This window comes from Noviherbaspirillum malthae (assembly GCF_015352985.1).
Lineage (GTDB): Bacteria > Pseudomonadota > Gammaproteobacteria > Burkholderiales > Burkholderiaceae_D > Noviherbaspirillum > Noviherbaspirillum malthae.
Genome location: NZ_JACYXF010000002.1, coordinates 130,503 through 147,777, shown reverse-complemented (window position 1 = coordinate 147,777; position 17,275 = coordinate 130,503). Strand labels below are relative to the sequence as shown.

Below are 17,275 nucleotides of genomic sequence, written 5' to 3'. Positions count from 1 at the left end.
CAGAGTCAATTGGGCACGACAGGCCGCACCTTTGCAGCCGCTTCCTTGGCGAGGCGACGCGCCGTATCGGTGTCGGATGCGGTCGCCAGCGCCACGCCCATGCGGCGGCGGGCAAAGGACTCCGGCTTGCCGAACAGCCGGATATCGGTGCCCGGAACGGCAAGCGCTTCCGCCACGCCTTCGAAGGCAATGCCCTTGGCTTCATGCCGGCCATAGATCACGGCCGAGGCGGCCGGCGACTGCAGCGACACATCGACCGGCAGGCCGAGGATGGCCTTCGCATGCAGTTCGAATTCGCTTTGGCGCTGGCTCGCCATCGTCACCATGCCGGTGTCATGCGGGCGAGGGCTGACTTCGGAAAACCATACCATGTCGCCCTTGACGAAAAGCTCCACCCCGAACAGCCCCAGCCCGCCGAGATCGTCGGTTACCTTCTTCGCGATATCGCGCGCCTTCGCGATGGCCATGGCCGGCATGGCATGCGGCTGCCAGGATTCGATGTAATCGCCTTTTTCCTGCACATGCCCGATCGGCTCGCAGAAATGGGTTACGGTCTCGCCTTGCGCATCCAGTGCGCGCACGGTCAGCTGGGTGATTTCATAATCGAAATCGATGAAGCCTTCCACGATGACGCGTCCCGCATCGACCCGGCTGCCGGAAGCGGCGTAGCGCCACGCTTCGTCGACTTCGCCCGCATGGTCGACCTTGGACTGCCCCTTGCCCGACGACGACATCACCGGCTTCACCACGCAGGGAAAGCCGACGGCGTCGCAGGCGGCCTTCAGTTCTTCCAGGCTGTCGGCGAAGCGGTAGGGCGAGGTCGGCAAGCCCAGGGTTTCCGCTGCCAACCGGCGGATGCCTTCGCGGTTCATGGTCAGCCATGCGGCGCGCGCCGTGGGGATGAAGGTGACGTTCCCTTTCTTTTCGAGTTCGATCAGCGCCGGCGTGGCAATCGCCTCGATTTCCGGCACGACGAGATGCGGCGCTTCGTGTTCGATGAGTGCCGTCAGCGCGGCGGGGTCGGTCATGTCGATCACATGGGAGCGGTGTGCGACCTGGTGGCCGGGCGCGCCCGCATAGCGGTCCACGGCAATGACTTCCGCGCCGAGCCGCTGCAGCGCGATGATGACTTCCTTGCCGAGTTCACCCGAGCCTAGCAGCATCACTTTGACTGCGGACGGGGAAAGCGGTGTGCCGAGGCGGATGGGTCTGTTCATGATAGGGCGAAATAAGAGTGTTGAAAATAAACGGGAGGATTCTGCTTGAATGGATTCAAACCGCGACAATACCAAACTTGCGCCGCCTTGGCAGTCGGCTTGATCCGTCAGGCCATGCCCAAAAGAAAACCGCCTGGCAGGCAGGCGGTCGGGTTTGATGCTTCCCGGCATGCATTGCATGCCGGGCGATGCTTTGGCGTTTAGTCCGCAGCGTAGATGTCGTTGTCCTTGGACTCGCGGACGAACAGCATGCCGATGACTACCGTGACCAGCGCGATGATGATCGGATACCACAGACCGTAGTAGATGTCGCCCTTGAAGGCAACCAGAGCAAACGCCGTGGTGGGCAGCAGACCGCCGAACCAGCCGTTGCCGATATGGTAGGGCAGGGACATCGAGGTGTAGCGGATGCGGGTCGGGAACATTTCGACCAGCATGGCAGCGATCGGACCGTAGACCATGGTCACGTAGATCACTAGGATGACCAGCAGCAGCAGAACCATGCCCTTGTTCATCTGGGCCGGATCAGCCTTGGTCGGATAGCCGGCTGCCTTGATGGCGTCAGCCACGTCCTTCGAGAAGGCCTTTTCCTTGGCTGCGGCATCGTCCTTCGACAGGCCGTTTGCGCTGTACGACGGGATGACCTTGTCGCCGATCTTGACAGATGCAACGGTGCCGGCAGGTGCGGCTTCGTTGGAGTAGTTCACCGAGGCAGCCGCCAGTTTTGCCTTCACGATGTCGCAGGAAGACGTGAACTTCTTGGTGCCGGTCGGGTTGAACTGGAACTGGCAGTCGGCCGGATCGGCAGTCACCACCACCGGTGCGTTCTTGATCGCGTTTTCCAGGGCCGGGTTGGCATAGTGGGTCAGAGCGTGGAAGATCGGGAAGTAAGTTACTGCAGCGATCAGGCAGCCGCCGAGAATGATGGGCTTGCGGCCGATCTTGTCCGAGAGCGTCCCGAAGATGATGAAGAACGGTGTGCCGATGACCAGCGAAGCGGCGATCAGCAGGTTGGCCGTTGCACCATCAACCTTCAGTGTCTGCGTCAGGAAGAACAGCGCATAGAACTGGCCGGTGTACCAGACGACTGCCTGGCCGGCTGTCAGGCCGATCAGCGCCAGGATGACGATCTTCAGGTTCTTCCACTGACCGAAGGACTCGGCCAGAGGTGCCTTCGATGTCTTGCCTTCGGCTTTCATCTTGGCAAACGCCGGCGATTCATTCATCGACAGGCGGATCCAGACGGAAATGGCCAGCAGGAATACCGACACCAGGAAGGGAACGCGCCAGCCCCAGTCGGCAAATGCGGCTTCACCGACGGCGGTACGAGTACCCAGGATCACCATCAGCGACAGGAACAGACCCAGTGTCGCAGTGGTCTGGATCCAGGCGGTGTAGGCGCCGCGGCGTCCGTGCGGAGCATGCTCGGCAACGTAGGTTGCCGCGCCGCCATATTCGCCGCCGAGCGCCAGGCCCTGCAGGATACGCAGCGTGATCAGGATGATCGGAGCCGCAATGCCGATCGATGCGTAGTTGGGCAGCAGGCCGACGATGAACGTCGAGACGCCCATAATCAGGATAGTGACCAGGAAGGTGTATTTGCGGCCGATCATGTCGCCGAGGCGACCGAAGACCAATGCGCCGAACGGGCGGACGATGAAGCCCGCGGCAAATGCCAGCAACGCGAAAATGAACGCCGTATTCGGGTCGGTACCGGCAAAGAACTGCTTCGCGATAATCGCGGCCAGTGAACCATACAGATAAAAGTCGTACCACTCGAATACCGTCCCGAGCGAAGATGCGAAAATGACTTTCCGTTCCTCCGCCGTCATGCCGCGTGCAGTCGTAGTCTGTACTGTCGCCATGCTTATCTCCTCAAACTCAAATAATTAATATTCATGTGCAAAGCTTCTTGCCCATATTGCACGATTGGAGTGTGCGACCCGAACCTTACGCGACGCTTGCTTCAAACTTACAGAAACTTACATGGAATGCTTGTTTGAAAGCAAAATCAGGAAAACCGGATTGCGGTATACCGCGATCCTGGAGGCCTTGATGAAAGTCTTATCTTTTACGAACGATCGTGCTAAAACTGTGCTATTCTCGAAATACAAAAAGATCTTCGCCAGATTAAAACGCAAGCTCGAGCACAGATTCGAACATCCACAATTCAACTCAAGGAGCCTCAAATGACTGACGCCGTCATCGTATCCACAGCCCGCACCGGCCTGGCCAAATCCTGGAAAGGTGCCTTCAACATGACGCACGGCGCCACCATGGGCGGTCACGTGCTCAAGGCCGCCATCGAGCGCGCCAAGATCGAGGCGGGCGAAGTCGAAGACGTGATCATGGGCTGCGCCACGCCCGAAGGCGCCACCGGCAGCAACATCGCGCGCCAGATCGCGTTGCGCGCCGGCTGCCCCGTCACCACCGCCGGCATGACCATCAACCGCTTCTGCTCGTCCGGCCTGCAGACCATTGCCACGGCGGCGCAGCGCGTCATCGCCGGCGAAGGCGACATCTATGCGGCAGGCGGCGTGGAGTCGATTTCCTGCGTGCAGAACGAAGCCAATTCCCACATGCTGGCCGAAGTCTGGCTCAAGCAGAACAAGCCGGAAATCTACTGGCCGATGCTGCAGACTGCCGAGACGGTCGCCAAGCGCTACAACATAAGCAAGGAGCGCCAGGACGAATACGGCGTGCAGAGCCAGCAGCGCGCCGCCGCTGCCCAGGCCGCCGGCAAGTTCAACGATGAAATCGTGCCGATGACCACCATCATGGGCGTCGCCGACAAGGACAGCGGCATGCTGCTGACGCGCGAAGTCACGATTTCCGCCGATGAAGGCATCCGTGCCGACACCACGATGGAAGGCGTCTCCAAGATCCGTACCGCGATTCCCGGCGGCGTGATCACGGCAGGCAATGCCAGCCAGTTCTCCGACGGCGCTTCGGTGGCCATCGTCATGAACAGCAAGCTTGCCGAACAGAAGGGCCTGCAGCCGCTGGGTATCTACCGCGGTTTCGCGATTGCCGGCTGCGAGCCGGATGAAATGGGTATCGGTCCCGTGTTCGCCATTCCCAAGCTGCTGAAGAAGGCCGGCCTGAAGGTCGAGGACATCGGCCTGTGGGAACTGAACGAAGCCTTTGCCGTGCAGGTGCTGTACTGCCGCGACAAGCTCGGCATTCCCGCCGACCGCCTGAATGTCAACGGCGGTGCGATCGCCGTTGGCCATCCCTATGGCGTATCGGGCGCCCGCCTGACCGGCCATGCGCTGATCGAAGGCAAGCGGCGCGGCGCCAAGTACGTGGTGGTCACCATGTGCATCGGCGGCGGACAGGGTGCTGCCGGCCTGTTCGAAGTGGTCTAAGGGAATCGACACTGTGGGCGCTGCGGCGCCCACATGCATTTCTGCACTTATTTCTGCGTCTTTGGACCGGACATGGCAATGTCCATCTTCCTGACAACGGCTTATTGAAACTTGAAACGCAGCGCCGCTCCTGCCGGCGCTGCGCGGGGCTTATCATGCAATCGAAAATCCTTTCCCGGCGCGATATCGACTTCCTGCTCTACGAATGGCTCGATGCCGAATCCCTCACGAAGCGGGCCCGCTACGCAGACCACTCACGCGAAACCTTCACCGCAGCCATGGATACCTGCGAAAAGGTGGCCACTGATCTGTTCGCGCCGCACAACAAGAAGAGCGACCAGCAAGAGCCGCACTTCGACGGCGAAACCGTGCACATTATTCCCGAGGTGAAGGCGGCGCTGAAAGTCTTCTGCGATGCAGGTCTCATGGCAGCCGGCCAGGATTATGAATACGGCGGCATGCAGCTGCCGGTGCTGATCGAGAAGGCGAGCTTCGCCTATTTCAAGGCGGCCAATGTCGGCACGTCGTCCTATCCCTTCCTCACCATCGGCAACGCCAACACGCTGCTCAAGTGCGGTACGCCGGAGCAGATCGACACCTTCGTCAAGCCCATGCTGGAAGGCCGCTTCTTCGGCACCATGTGCCTGTCGGAGCCGCAGGCGGGATCGTCGCTGTCCGACATCGTGACGCGCGCCGAGCCGCAGGAGGACGGCACCTATCGGCTCAAGGGAAACAAGATGTGGATTTCCGCCGGCGAGCATGAGCTGTCGGAGAACATCGTGCACCTCGTGCTGGCCAAGGTGCCCGACGAGAACGGCAAGCTGATTCCCGGCGTGAAGGGCATCTCGCTGTTCATCGTGCCGAAGAAGCTGGTGAATGCCGACGGCTCGCTCGGCGAACGCAACGACGTGGTCCTGGCCGGGCTCAACCACAAGATGGGTTATCGCGGCACGACCAACTGCCTGCTCAACTTCGGCGAAGGCAAGTTCAAGCCGGGCGGCAAGGCCGGCGCGGTCGGCTATCTGGTAGGTGAAAAGCACAAGGGCCTCGCCAACATGTTCCACATGATGAACGAAGCCCGCATCGGCGTCGGCCTCGGCGCGGTGGTGCTCGGCTACACCGGTTATCTGCACGCGCTCGAGTATGCGCGCGAGCGTCCGCAGGGCCGCCACCCGATGGCGAAGGATCCGGCCCAGCCGCAGATTCCCATCGTGCAGCACACCGACGTCAAGCGCATGCTGCTGGCGCAGAAGTCCTATGTCGAAGGCGGCCTTGCGCTCAACCTGTATTGCGCTCGCCTCGTGGACGAGGAAAAGACGGCGGAATCCGAAGACGCGAAGCGGCATGCCAGCCTGCTGCTCGATATCCTGACACCGATCGCCAAGTCCTGGCCGTCGCAGTGGTGCCTGGAAGCCAACAGCCTGGCCATCCAGGTGCACGGCGGCTACGGCTATACGCGCGAGTACAACGTCGAGCAGTTCTACCGCGACAACCGCCTCAACCCCATCCATGAGGGAACGCACGGCATCCAGGGCCTAGACCTGCTGGGCCGCAAGGTCTCGATGCAGAATGGCGCCGCCTTCAAGGCCTTTGGCGACGAGGTCCAGAAAACCATCGCGAAGGCGTCGGAAGTGCCCGAACTTGCTGCCTACGCCCAGTCGCTCGCAGCCGTGCTGCAGCGGATCGCCAAGGTCACGCAGGCCCTGTATGCGGCAGGCGACATGAACAAGACGCTGGCCAATGCCTCGGTCTACCTGGAAGCCTTCGGGCATGCGGTGGTGGCCTGGATGTGGCTGCAGCAGGCAATGGTTGCGGTCGGCAAATCCGGCCACGACGCCGATTTCTACAAGGGCAAGCTGCAGGCCTGCGCCTATTTCTTCAAGTGGGAATTGCCCAAGGTGCAGCCCCAGCTCGATCTGCTGGAAAGTATCGACACCACCACGCTCGACATGCAGGACGCCTGGTTCTGACGGCGGCTGCAAGTACGGGATAATGCAAAAACAGAACCGATGAAGGAGACTCCTATGCGTACCATTCAACAACTCTTCGATCTCAACGGCAAGACCGCCCTGGTTACCGGCGGCTCGCGCGGCCTGGGACTGCAGATCGCCGAAGCGCTGGGCGAGCAGGGCGCGAAGATCGTGCTGTCCTCGCGCAAGCAATCGGATCTCGACGAGGCCGTCGCCCACTTGAAGGAGCGCGGCATCGAAGCCAGCGCCATCGCGGCCGACCTGTCTGAGGAAGCCAATGTCGCGCCGCTGGTGGCGGAAGCCCTCAAGCGCCTTGGCCATATCGATATCCTGGTCAACAACGCCGGCGCAACCTGGGGCGCACCCGCCGAAGATCATCCGGTCGAAGCCTGGGACAAGGTCATGAACCTCAACATCCGCAGCATCTTCCTGCTGTCGCAGGCGGTCGGCAAGCAGTCGATGATTCCGCGCAAGTACGGACGCATCATCAACGTGGCATCCATCGCCGGCCTGTCGGGCAACGGCCCGGAGTCGATGCAGACGATTTCCTACAACACCTCCAAGGGCGCGGTGGTCAACTTCACCCGCACTCTGGCCGGCGAATGGGGCAAGCACGGCATTACCGTCAATGCGCTGGCACCGGGCTTCTTCCCGTCCAAGATGACCAAGGGCGTGCTGGAAAACCTCGGCGTCGACAACCTAACACGACGCGCGCCGCTGCAGCGCATCGGCGACGATGAAGACCTGAAGGGCGCTGCCTTGCTGTTCGCGTCCGACGCGGGCAAGCACATCACCGGCCAGATCCTGGCGGTAGACGGCGGCGTATCGGCGGTTCACTGATGAGTCGTCTCAATACCGAATCGAAGGCGCAGCCGTTTCCGGTCGAGATTCCGTTCCTGCACGACATGGGCGTGGAGTTTCTCGGCATGGGAAACGGCGAAGCGCAGGTGGCGCTCGAACTGCAGGAGCGCCACATGAACAGCTGGCACGTGACCCACGGCGGCGTAGTCATGACGCTGCTGGATGTGGTGATGTCGATGGCCGGACGTTCGCTCGATCCGAATGCGCGCGGCGGCGTCACCGTCGAAATGAAAACCAGTTTTTTCCAACCGTCTGGCCGGGCGGGCTCGCGGCTCGTCGCCAAGGGCAAGGCGGTGCATCGCTCGACCAGCATCTGCTTCTGCGACGGCGAACTCTGGAGCGCCGACACATTGGTGGCCAAGGCTTCGGGTACCTTCAAATACCTGAAGCGTCTGGATGTGGCCGAGAAGATCAACCACGAGTAAGGTCAATTTCGACCGATCACGCCGGCTCCAGACCAGCCGGCATTTACCGAATGCGAGATGAACGATGACAACGTACAAACGCCTGGTGCTGGCTTCCCGTCCGAAGGGCACGGTTTCTCCTGAAAATTTCCGCCTCGAAGAAGTCCAGGCGCCGGAACTTAAGGATGGCGAAGTGCTGATCCGCAACCATTACCTGTCGCTCGACCCCTACATGCGCATGCGCATGGAAGACGTGAAGAGCTATGCCGCGCCGCAGGCGCTGGGTGAAACCATGATCGGCGGCACGGTCGGCGAGATCGTGGAATCGAAGAATCCCAAGTTCGCCGTCGGCGACAAGGTGCAGGGCATGATGGGCTGGTCCGAGATGGGTGTGTCGGACGGCGTCATGCTGCGCAAGCTGGATACGACACATGTGCCGCTGTCCGCCTATCTCGGCTCGGTCGGCATGCCGGGCATGACTGCATGGTATGGCCTGACCCAGATCATGCAGCCCAAGGAAGGCGAGACCATCGTCGTGTCCGCTGCCAGCGGCGCGGTCGGCAGCGTGGTCGGGCAGCTCGCGAAGCAGCGCGGCTGCCGCGCGGTGGGCATTGCGGGCGGCAAGGAAAAGTGCGATTACGTGGTCAACGAGCTCGGCTTCGATGCCTGCGTCGACTACAAGGCGGGCAACCTCGTCGAGGATCTCGCACGCGCAACGCCGAACGGCATCGATGCCGTCTTCGAGAACGTCGGCGGAAAGATTTTCGACGAATGCGTCGCCCGCATGAATCCATTCGGCCGGATCGCGCTGTGCGGCCTGATCGCCGGCTATGACGGCGAGCCGATGTCGCTCAACAACGTGCGCAACTTCCTGACCATGCGGCTGACGATGCGCGGCTTCATCGTCTCCGAGCACATGGACCTGTGGCCGCAGGGGCTCAAGGAACTCGGGACGCTGGTCGCTACCGGCAAGCTCAAGTTCCGCGAATCCGTCGCACAGGGACTGGAGGCGGCGCCGGAAGCCTTCATCGGCATGTTGAAGGGCAAGAACTTCGGCAAGCAGCTGGTCAAGCTGGTCTAAGTCTTAGGTCCTGGATTCACCCGGCACGCAAGCGCCATTCAGCCGCCGGTTGAATGGCCTATTGCAGGCGTGGCGGCAAAAGTATAAGAAGGAGACAGCATGTCCGACATCATCCTGCATCACTATCCGATTTCGCCTTTTTCGGAAAAGGTCCGGCTCATCCTGGGGTACAAGAAGCTGGCATGGAAGTCCGTGGTCATCCCGACCATCATGCCCAAGCCGGATGTGGTCGCGCTGACGGGCGGCTACCGCCGCACGCCGTTCATGCAGATCGGCGCCGATATCTATTGCGACAGCGCGCTCATTGCGGAAGTACTGGAGCGGATGGCGCCGGAGTCTTCGCTGTTTCCGGCAGAGAGCTCGGGACTGGCGCGCACGCTGGCGCAATGGGCCGATGCCACGCTATTCTGGACGGTGATCGGTTATGTCTTCCAGCCGTCTGCGGTTCCTTACCTGCTGGGCAACGTGACCCCCGAGCAGATGAAGGCATTTTCCGTCGACCGCGCCGCGATGCGGGGCAACGCGCCCCGCATGTCGGTCGCGGAAGCCAGCGGCGCACTGACCGAGTACCTGCATCGCCTGGAAAGCATGCTCGCCGGCGGCAAGCCTTACCTGCTCGGGCAGCAAGCGACGATCGCCGACTTCTCGGTGTACCACTGCCTGTGGTTCGTAAAGAAGGCCGAGCCGGTCGCAGGCATACTCGACATCGCTCCCGCTCTCAAGCAATGGCTCGCGCGCATGTCGGAGTTCGGTCATCACGAGTTCGAAGCGCTGGATTCCGAACAGGCAGTGGCCATCGCACGCAGCTCTACGCCTGCCACCGGCCAGGACAGCGAGTTTTACGATGCGCACGGCATTTCGCTCGGCGAGCGCGTGACGATCACGCCCACCGACTACGCGCTCGACCCGGTCGAGGGCGAACTGGTGCTGTCCACCGCTTCGGAAATCGCGGTCCGCCGCGAGGATGCCCGGGCCGGCGTGGTGGTTGTCCATTTCCCGCGGGTCGGCTTTCAGCTCAAGAAAGCCTGATCGGCGCAGATCCATCCAGATCAATTATTTCCATCTCATCGACGAGAGGCAGGAGACTACATGAACGACTTCAAGGGCAAGGTAGCAGTCATTACCGGCGGCGCAAGCGGCTTCGGCAAGGAGTTCGCGCAGATCGGCGCGCGCCTGGGCATGAAACTGGTGCTGGCCGACGTGCAGCAGGATGCGCTGGATGCCGCCAAAGCGGAACTCGAAGCAAAGGGCGCGGAAGTGCTGGCGGTGCGCTGCGACGTGCGCAAGGCCGAGCAGGTGCAGGCGCTTGCGGATGCAACGATGCAGCGGTTCAACAGCGTGCATCTGGTCTTCAACAATGCCGGCGTCGGGTCCGGCGGCCTGATCTGGGAAAATTCAATCGCCGACTGGGAGTGGGTGCTCGGCGTCAATCTCTGGGGCGTGGTGCACGGCGTGCGCACGTTCACGCCGCTGATGCTGGAATGCGCGAAGAAGGAAGCCGGCTACCAGGGCCACATCGTCAACACGGCATCGATGGCGGGCCTGCTCAATGCGCCGAACATGGGCATCTACAACGTCTCTAAGCATGCGGTGGTGTCCCTGTCCGAAACGCTGTACCAGGACCTGCAACTGATCGGCGCCCCGATCGGCGCCTCGGTCCTGTGCCCGTACTTCGTGCCGACCGGCATCAGCCAGTCGCACCGCAACCGTCCGGAAGACGTGAAGGAAGAAGGCGGTCCGACGCTGAGCCAGACCGTAGCCCAGGCCGTCTCGGACAAGGCCGTGTCGTCCGGCAAGGTGACCGCCGCCGAAGTCGCGGAGCGCACCTTCAACGCCATCCGCGACGGCCAGTTCTACATCTACTCCCATCCCCAGGCGCTCGGCAATGTGCAGACGCGGATGGAAGACATCATTACCCAGCGCAATCCCAGCGATCCTTTCGCCGCCGCGCCGCAGATCCGCGAAATGCTGCAGGCAAAGCTGAGGCAGCAGTAAGCCGTTTCGATAGCGCAGATGACAGCGCGATAACAACGCGACAACAACGCCATGACGCGAGGAGACCGCATGACAGCTGAAATCAGGGAAGGCCAGTACGCGGCGCTTTCCAACGGGATGCGCCTGCATTATGCAAGCGCTGGCGAAAAGGGAAAGCCGCTGCTGCTGTTCGTTCATGGCTTTCCCGAGTTCTGGTATGAATGGGAAGCCCAGCTTCGGGAGTTCGGCGGCGAATATTTTGCGGTGGCGCCCGATCTGAGGGGCTTCAATCTGTCGTCGATGCCGTCGGAGCTGCCGGCCTACAAGGCCAAGCATATCGTCGAGGATCTGCGCCTGCTTGCATCCGAGCTGGGATACGACAGCTTCGTGATGGTGGCGCACGACTGGGGCGGAGCGATCGCTTGGAATTTCGCGATTGCGCTGCCGCAGCTGCTGCGCAAGCTGATCATTGTGAATTCGCCGCACCCCTATCTGTTCATGCGGGCGCTTGCGCAAGACCCGGAGCAGGGCAAGGCCAGCGCCTACATGAACTGGCTGCGTGCCGAAGGCTCCGAGACGGCGCTTGCCAAGGACGATTTCAAGCTGCTGGAAAGCCTGCTGAACGGCATGGGACAATCGCCCACGCCATGGTTCACGGACGAGGTGCGCGCCAGGTATCATGCCTGCTGGTCGCGCGGACTGACCGGCGGCGTCAATTACTACCGGGCGTCGCCGCTGCATCCGCCGACCGAGGATCATCCCGGCCCGCTGAAACTGGAGCTGAATCCGGAAGATTTCCGCATCAGAGTGCCGACACGGGTGATCTGGGGCGAGCAGGATATCGCCCTGCCGAAGTCGCTGGTGGACGGGCTCGACGGCTTGGTCGACGACCTGAAGATCGAGCGCATCCCCGAAGGCTCGCACTGGGTTATTCATGAGCAGCCGCAGCGCGTCAACCGACTGATTCACGGCTTTTTGACGGATTGATTTGAGGACGGACTAGACACGACATGGCACGCGAAGATTTTTCGTTTTTTCATTCCCTGCGGGTGCGCTGGGCGGAAGTCGACATGCAGGGCATCGTCTTCAACGGGCATTACCTGACTTACTTCGATGTCGCATTCACCGAGTACTGGCGCGCTACCGGCTTGCCGACGGCCTTGCAGCAGGCCGAAGAGGGACGCGAAATGTTTGCCCGCAAGGCGACCATCGAATACCAGGCCCCGGCGCGTTTCGACGACGTGGTCGACATCGGCGTGCGCTGCGCCAGCTTCGGACGGACGTCGGCGCGCTTCGTGGTGGAAATTCATCTCGGCGACCAGCACCTGATTTCCGGCGAACTGGTCTATGTGTACGCGGATACGACATTGCGCAAGGGCGTGGCCTGGCCGCAGTCCTGGAAGGACGGCATACAGCGCATGGAGAAGCTGAAGCCGGAAATGGCGCCGGCCTGAACCGGCACCGGTGTTAACAGGGCAGTGCGCGTTCTTCGAGAGCCGCGCTGCCGTCACCGAACAGCCTGACGACGGTCGAAGTCCGTGTGCCGTATTCGGGCGACTGGATGCAGACCGCCGAAAGGACGCGCTCCCATTCCAGGCTCACGCCGGTTTTCGGCAGCCTGCAGTCTGGCGCACGCGTGGTATCGGTCAGCATCTCGAAGTAGGCATCTTCCGGCGCGCCCTGGCAAATCAGGCTGGAAAACTGCGCCTTCGTGCGCACCACCTTTGGCCAGGGAGAATCGAGTGACGCGTTGGATAAGCCATAGATGCCCGGCGGCAGGAGCTTGCCGTTTCTCTCATCCTGGACCGCGGCATTCGAATACCAGACGAGCTTGTCCTTGTCGCCGACCAGAAGATTGAATCCGTTGTACTCGGACGCATGCACCTCCAGTGCGGCGATATAGTCCTCGGCGTTCATGTCGGCGGCAAGGAAGTCCGCTACCAGCGCGCCGCGAGACGGCGCGTCCGTTCGTTTGGACGATGGATCGCGGAAGTTGGTGATGGCCGCAAAACGCCCTTCGCGCGAGATGCCCATCCATGTTCCTCCATCCTGCAGGTCCCTGCCGGCGTAGACCTGCGGATGATCCGTCCACCATGCTGCGGATGCCGTGGGCCGGCTGAAGAATTCATCACGGTTTCCAGCTGCGACCAGCGGAATGCCGGGTATCACCTGCCAGGCAAAAACGATCAGGCACATGTAGGTAGATCCACAAAATGTTCGGTATGACGCCCTCCGTCGATCAGGTCCGACAGACCATGATGCGACATGGCTTGCTCAAGCTTCGCCTCGAATCCGGCCGGCACCGACTGGTAGATTTCCATCCAGGTCTGCCTGCCGTCTCGGGTCTCGGGACGGCGCTTGAGTCCGGTGACGATACCACATTCTTGCGCCAGAGATTGCTGCAGTGCCGTGACGCGCGGAAGCAGTTCGGCCGCTGCTTCTTCGCGGACGCGGTAGTAGATGTAAAGATCCATCGATGTCTCGGCGGCCGGTTCAGGCCGGCAGGGAGTAGGGAAGTGCGGCGAAGCTCAGCGCAGGACCCTGGGCCGAACCGAGATGCACCGAAGCGTCTTCGGCTGCGGCGATCTTGATCTCCACCAGCATGTCGGTTGCACCCTGCAGGTTGGGCGCGGCGTTGACCACCATGCCGCAAGGCTGATCCGGGTCGGCGCTCGAGAACACCTCCATTCCGGCCCTGGCTTCGGCCGCAACCGACGCCAGCAGCATGCGGCGCTTGAGCTTGCCGAGATACTGGCTGCGCGCGACGATTTCCTGGCCGGGATAGCAGCCTTTCTTGAAATTGACGCCGCCGACCAGCTCGAAATTGATCATCTGCGGCACGAACTGCTCCTGCGTCGGCAGGGTGATCTGCGGAATGCCGGAATGGATTTCGGTGAGGCGCCAGATATCCGTTCCGACCGGATGCGCGATTCTGGTAATCTCGGGCCAAAGATTGGCTGCGGACTCGGCGGGCAGGATCCATTGATAGCGGGCCGCGCCGAAGGCATCAGGAAGGCGGATCAGGCTGCCGTGATCCGAATCAAGCTTGGCGTAAGCCTGCGCGGGCAGGATCGGAAACCAGGCCGCGAGCATTTCACCGGATCCGGCGCCTCCGATGCCGAGCAATGCAAGCCTGTCGCCGGCGTCCTGCAGTTTGGCCTTGGCGCGCAGCACGTACATCTGCAGGCGCTTCTGGATAGGAGGCTGTATCTGCCGCGGCAGCTGCAGCAGGATCTCCTCGCCGGTCTTCCACATCAGGAAGGAGGCCAGCAGGCGTCCTTTCGGCGAACAGTAACCCGCAAGGCGGGCCTCGGTCTGCGGCAGATTCTCGACATCGTTGGTAATCTGGTTGTGCAGGAAGCTGGCGGCATCATCGCCGCTCAATCCGATCAACCCCTGGTCGGCCAGCGGCGCGACATAGATGCGCGGCAACTCTCCGGCCGGCGGCGTGCCGTCGAACCGGACCGAGGCATCGTTTTCGTCAATGCGGGCGCCGTTCGCAGCGAGGAATTGCAACCAAGTATTCATGGATCAAGTCTTAGTGATTGATTAAATAGGCATTATCATTCCGGCTTGATTATAGAGATGTCTCGAAAATCCTGTTTGAAGGCTTTTGCGCCTCCGGCGCCTGCTCGGACGGCGCGAATAGCCGCGGCCGCTATGGTGCTTGCAATCGGAAGACATCGGATTCGGATGGAAACACGGTCTTGATTAAAAAATTTCTCTTTTTTATCTTCCTGTCGGTGGCGCTTGCGGCCGCGGCGGTGACGTTCATTGCCAATCAGCCGATTATCGGCGCTGGCGTGCAGCCGCTGGAATTTGCCATCAAACCCGGCAGCAGCGTACGCAGCACCGCCGATCAGATCGCCGATGCCGGCGTCCCGGTCAATCCCTACGTGTTTGAACTGCTGGCGAGAGCCACCGGCAAGGCGCCGAGGCTGAAGGCCGGCCATTACGAACTCAAGCCGGGCACGACCCCGCTTGCTCTGATCGACCAGCTCGTGCGCGGCGAATTCGCTCAGGAGTCGCTGGCGATCATCGAAGGGTGGTCGTTCAGGCAGATGCGCGAGGCAATCGCCGCGCATCCGGCGCTCAAGCACGATACGGCGGCGCTGTCGGACAAGGAGCTGCTTGCCCGGATCACTTCCGACCATGCGGCTCCGGAAGGACTGTTTTTTCCGGATACCTACCGTTTTGCGAAGGGATCGAGCGACTTGGCGATCTACCGGCAAGCCTATGCGCTGTTGCAAAAACGCCTGAACGAAGCCTGGGCGAGGCGTGACCCTTCCGTTCCCTACAAGTCGCCGTACGAGGCACTGATCATGGCCTCGATCATCGAAAAGGAAACCGGACAGCGCTCGGAGCGCAACATGATCTCGGCAGTGTTCGTCAATCGCCTCAAGCGCGGCATGCTGCTGCAGACCGACCCGACGGTCATCTACGGCATGGGGGACAAGTTCCAGGGCAATATCCGCAAGCGCGACCTGGAAACCGATACACCTTACAACACCTATACGCGGGCAGGCCTGCCGCCGACGCCGATCGCGCTGCCGGGCAGCGAATCGATCGAGGCGGCACTGAATCCGTCCAAATCGGACGTGCTGTATTTCGTTGCCCGGGGTAACGGTACCAGCGAATTTTCCAACAATCTGAACGACCACAACCGCGCCGTCAACAAATACCAGCGATAATGCCGAGTAGACATATTTGACTGCTGCACCATGACACTTGGCAAACTGATTACTTTCGAAGGCATCGACGGCGCCGGCAAGTCGACTCATCTTGCCTTTTTCGCCGAGCTGCTGAAGGAGCGCGGCCGGCGCGTGGTGGTCACCCGGGAGCCGGGCGGCACGCCCTTGGGAGAAAAACTGCGCGAGCTGCTGCTGCATGAAAAAATGCACCTCGAGACGGAGGCGCTGCTCATGTTCGCCGCCCGCCGCGAGCATCTCGCGCAAGTGATCGAACCCGCACTCGAGCGCGGCGACTGGGTCATCTCCGACCGCTTTACCGACGCCAGCTTCGCCTACCAGGGTGGCGGCCGCAAGCTGGCGGAGGATAAGCTCGTGGCGCTCGAACAGTGGGTGCATCCGCGTCTGCAGCCCGATTTGACGCTGCTGTTCGATGTGCCGCTCGACGTGGCGCGCGCCCGGCTCGACGCCAGCCGCGAACTCGACAAGTTCGAGCAGGAAAAAGCGGAGTTTTTTGCGGCCACCCGCGAGGGCTATCTGCGCCGCGTCAGCCAGTTTCCGCAGCGTTTCCGAGTGATCGATTCCACGCGTCCGATCGAGGCCATTCGCGACGAGCTGCGCGAAATCGCCGGCAAGCTGTGAGACGGAGGCAACGCCGCATATGACTCCACCAATGTTTCCCTGGCAGGAAAGCGCATGGCAGCAACTGCAGCAGCTGCGTGAGCGTTTGCCGCATGCCATTCTGTTTCACGGCGCCGAAGGCATAGGCAAAACCTTCTTTGCCGAACGTTTCGCGCAGTCGCTTCTTTGTCAGTCGCCCGTGGCAGGCGGGCATCCCTGCGGCCGCTGCGATTCCTGCGGCTGGTTTTCCCAGTACAGCCATCCCGACTACCGCCGCGTACGCCCGGAATTGCTCGATGAAAGCGAGGCCGGCGAAGGCGAGGAGGGCGAGCCCGCCGAAACCAAGAAGTCGAAGAGCACCAAGGCCCCGTCCAAGGAAATCAAGATCGACCAGATCCGTGCGCTGGCCGATTTCATGAATATCTCCACGCACCGCCAGGGCATGCGCGTCATCCTGCTTTATCCCGCAGAAGCATTGAACACGGCCGCGGCGAATGCACTCCTGAAAACCCTGGAGGAGCCGCCACCGGCTACCATGTTCCTGCTGGTGTCGAACAACATCGAACGGCTGCTGCCCACCATTTTGTCGCGCTGCCGGAAATTCGCGCTCGCGATGCCGGCTCCGGAACAGGCGCTTGCCTGGCTGAAGGAACAGGGCGTGGACGATGCCGATGTCTGGCTGGCCGAACAGGGCGGTGCGCCGCTTGCCGCCTACGCGCTGGCGCAGAGCGAGGTGCGCGAGGTGATGGACGAATTTCTGCGTACCCTGGCGCATCCCGGCGTGGAAACGGCTCTGAAAACCGCCGACCGGATGCAGAAGATGCCGCTCAACGAACTCGTCGCTTGGATGCAGCGCTGGCTCTACGACATGTTTTCATTAAAGCTTGCCGAAAGAATCCGGTATTATCCCCGTTACCGGAGAGAAATCGGGGCGCTGGCAGAGCGCGTCAGGATGGACGATCTGCTGCGGGTGCTGAAGTCGGTGAAGGAACGGCGTGCCGTAGCCGACCATCCGCTTTCGGCCAAGTTGTTCATTGAAGACATGCTGCTCGACTATGCGTCACTTTTCACTGACAGTCGATGATTTTCCA

General features: G+C 61.5%; 17 protein-coding genes. 12 read left to right on the top strand and 5 right to left on the bottom strand.

Annotated elements, in window-relative coordinates:
- Positions 1-5 precede the first annotated feature (5 nt).
- On the bottom strand, positions 6-1,217 hold the full coding sequence (gene purT, locus IGW03_RS04490) for a formate-dependent phosphoribosylglycinamide formyltransferase (RefSeq protein ID WP_194721333.1): 1,212 nt from the start codon (positions 1,215-1,217) through the stop codon (positions 6-8).
- Positions 1,218-1,417: 200 nt separating this feature from the next.
- Positions 1,418-3,082, bottom strand: coding sequence for an MFS transporter (locus IGW03_RS04485; RefSeq protein ID WP_194721332.1), 1,665 nt, complete (start codon positions 3,080-3,082; stop codon positions 1,418-1,420).
- A 324-nt stretch (positions 3,083-3,406) separates the two neighbouring features.
- Here IGW03_RS04485 and IGW03_RS04480 point away from each other — a divergent pair, with 324 nt between their 5' ends.
- The 9 genes from IGW03_RS04480 to IGW03_RS04440 all read left to right on the top strand — a co-directional run bounded on the left by IGW03_RS04480 (position 3,407) and on the right by IGW03_RS04440 (position 12,329).
- A complete protein-coding gene (locus tag IGW03_RS04480; protein ID WP_194721331.1) occupies positions 3,407-4,585 on the top strand; it encodes an acetyl-CoA C-acyltransferase in 1,179 nt (392 codons plus the stop codon).
- 155 nt (positions 4,586-4,740) lie between these two features.
- Positions 4,741-6,555: an acyl-CoA dehydrogenase gene (locus tag IGW03_RS04475; RefSeq protein ID WP_194721330.1), complete on the top strand. Its 1,815-nt coding sequence runs from the start codon at positions 4,741-4,743 to the stop codon at positions 6,553-6,555.
- A gap of 54 nt (positions 6,556-6,609) precedes the next feature.
- A complete protein-coding gene (locus tag IGW03_RS04470) occupies positions 6,610-7,395 on the top strand; it encodes an SDR family oxidoreductase (protein ID WP_194721329.1) in 786 nt (261 codons plus the stop codon).
- On the top strand, positions 7,395-7,841 hold the full coding sequence (locus IGW03_RS04465) for a PaaI family thioesterase (protein ID WP_194721328.1): 447 nt from the start codon (positions 7,395-7,397) through the stop codon (positions 7,839-7,841). The genes IGW03_RS04470 and IGW03_RS04465 overlap by 1 nt, the downstream gene beginning before the upstream one ends.
- Before the next feature lie 64 nt (positions 7,842-7,905).
- Positions 7,906-8,901: an NADP-dependent oxidoreductase gene (locus IGW03_RS04460; protein ID WP_194721327.1), complete on the top strand. Its 996-nt coding sequence runs from the start codon at positions 7,906-7,908 to the stop codon at positions 8,899-8,901.
- Between the two features lie 99 nt (positions 8,902-9,000).
- The gene (locus IGW03_RS04455) at positions 9,001-9,930 is read left to right on the top strand and encodes a glutathione S-transferase family protein (protein ID WP_194721326.1); all 930 of its coding nucleotides are present in this window, start codon (positions 9,001-9,003) and stop codon (positions 9,928-9,930) included.
- 60 nt (positions 9,931-9,990) lie between these two features.
- On the top strand, positions 9,991-10,896 hold the full coding sequence (locus IGW03_RS04450; RefSeq protein ID WP_194721325.1) for an SDR family oxidoreductase: 906 nt from the start codon (positions 9,991-9,993) through the stop codon (positions 10,894-10,896).
- A 69-nt stretch (positions 10,897-10,965) separates the two neighbouring features.
- A complete protein-coding gene (locus IGW03_RS04445; RefSeq protein ID WP_194721324.1) occupies positions 10,966-11,862 on the top strand; it encodes an alpha/beta fold hydrolase in 897 nt (298 codons plus the stop codon).
- 23 nt (positions 11,863-11,885) lie between these two features.
- Positions 11,886-12,329, top strand: coding sequence for an acyl-CoA thioesterase (locus IGW03_RS04440; protein WP_194721323.1), 444 nt, complete (start codon positions 11,886-11,888; stop codon positions 12,327-12,329).
- Positions 12,330-12,342: 13 nt separating this feature from the next.
- Here IGW03_RS04440 and IGW03_RS04435 read toward each other — a convergent pair whose 3' ends face one another.
- From IGW03_RS04435 to ygfZ, 3 genes are read right to left on the bottom strand one after another with little or no spacing between them, the layout of a single operon-like run.
- A complete protein-coding gene (locus tag IGW03_RS04435) occupies positions 12,343-13,071 on the bottom strand; it encodes an NRDE family protein (protein WP_194721322.1) in 729 nt (242 codons plus the stop codon).
- The gene (locus IGW03_RS04430; RefSeq protein WP_194721321.1) at positions 13,062-13,349 is read right to left on the bottom strand and encodes a DUF4936 family protein; all 288 of its coding nucleotides are present in this window, start codon (positions 13,347-13,349) and stop codon (positions 13,062-13,064) included. Before IGW03_RS04430 ends, IGW03_RS04435 begins: the two co-directional genes overlap by 10 nt.
- Before the next feature lie 19 nt (positions 13,350-13,368).
- Positions 13,369-14,403, bottom strand: a complete 1,035-nt coding sequence (gene ygfZ, locus IGW03_RS04425) for a CAF17-like 4Fe-4S cluster assembly/insertion protein YgfZ (protein WP_194721320.1) — start codon at positions 14,401-14,403, stop codon at positions 13,369-13,371.
- 182 nt (positions 14,404-14,585) lie between these two features.
- Here ygfZ and mltG point away from each other — a divergent pair, with 182 nt between their 5' ends.
- Genes mltG through IGW03_RS04410 form a run of 3 tightly spaced genes read left to right on the top strand, consistent with a single transcriptional unit; the run spans position 14,586 to position 17,268 of the window.
- Positions 14,586-15,566, top strand: coding sequence for an endolytic transglycosylase MltG (gene mltG, locus IGW03_RS04420; protein WP_323744932.1), 981 nt, complete (start codon positions 14,586-14,588; stop codon positions 15,564-15,566).
- A gap of 30 nt (positions 15,567-15,596) precedes the next feature.
- A complete protein-coding gene (gene tmk / locus IGW03_RS04415; RefSeq protein ID WP_194721318.1) occupies positions 15,597-16,205 on the top strand; it encodes a dTMP kinase in 609 nt (202 codons plus the stop codon).
- A gap of 19 nt (positions 16,206-16,224) precedes the next feature.
- Positions 16,225-17,268, top strand: a complete 1,044-nt coding sequence (locus IGW03_RS04410) for a DNA polymerase III subunit delta' (RefSeq protein WP_194721317.1) — start codon at positions 16,225-16,227, stop codon at positions 17,266-17,268.
- Positions 17,269-17,275 lie beyond the last annotated feature (7 nt).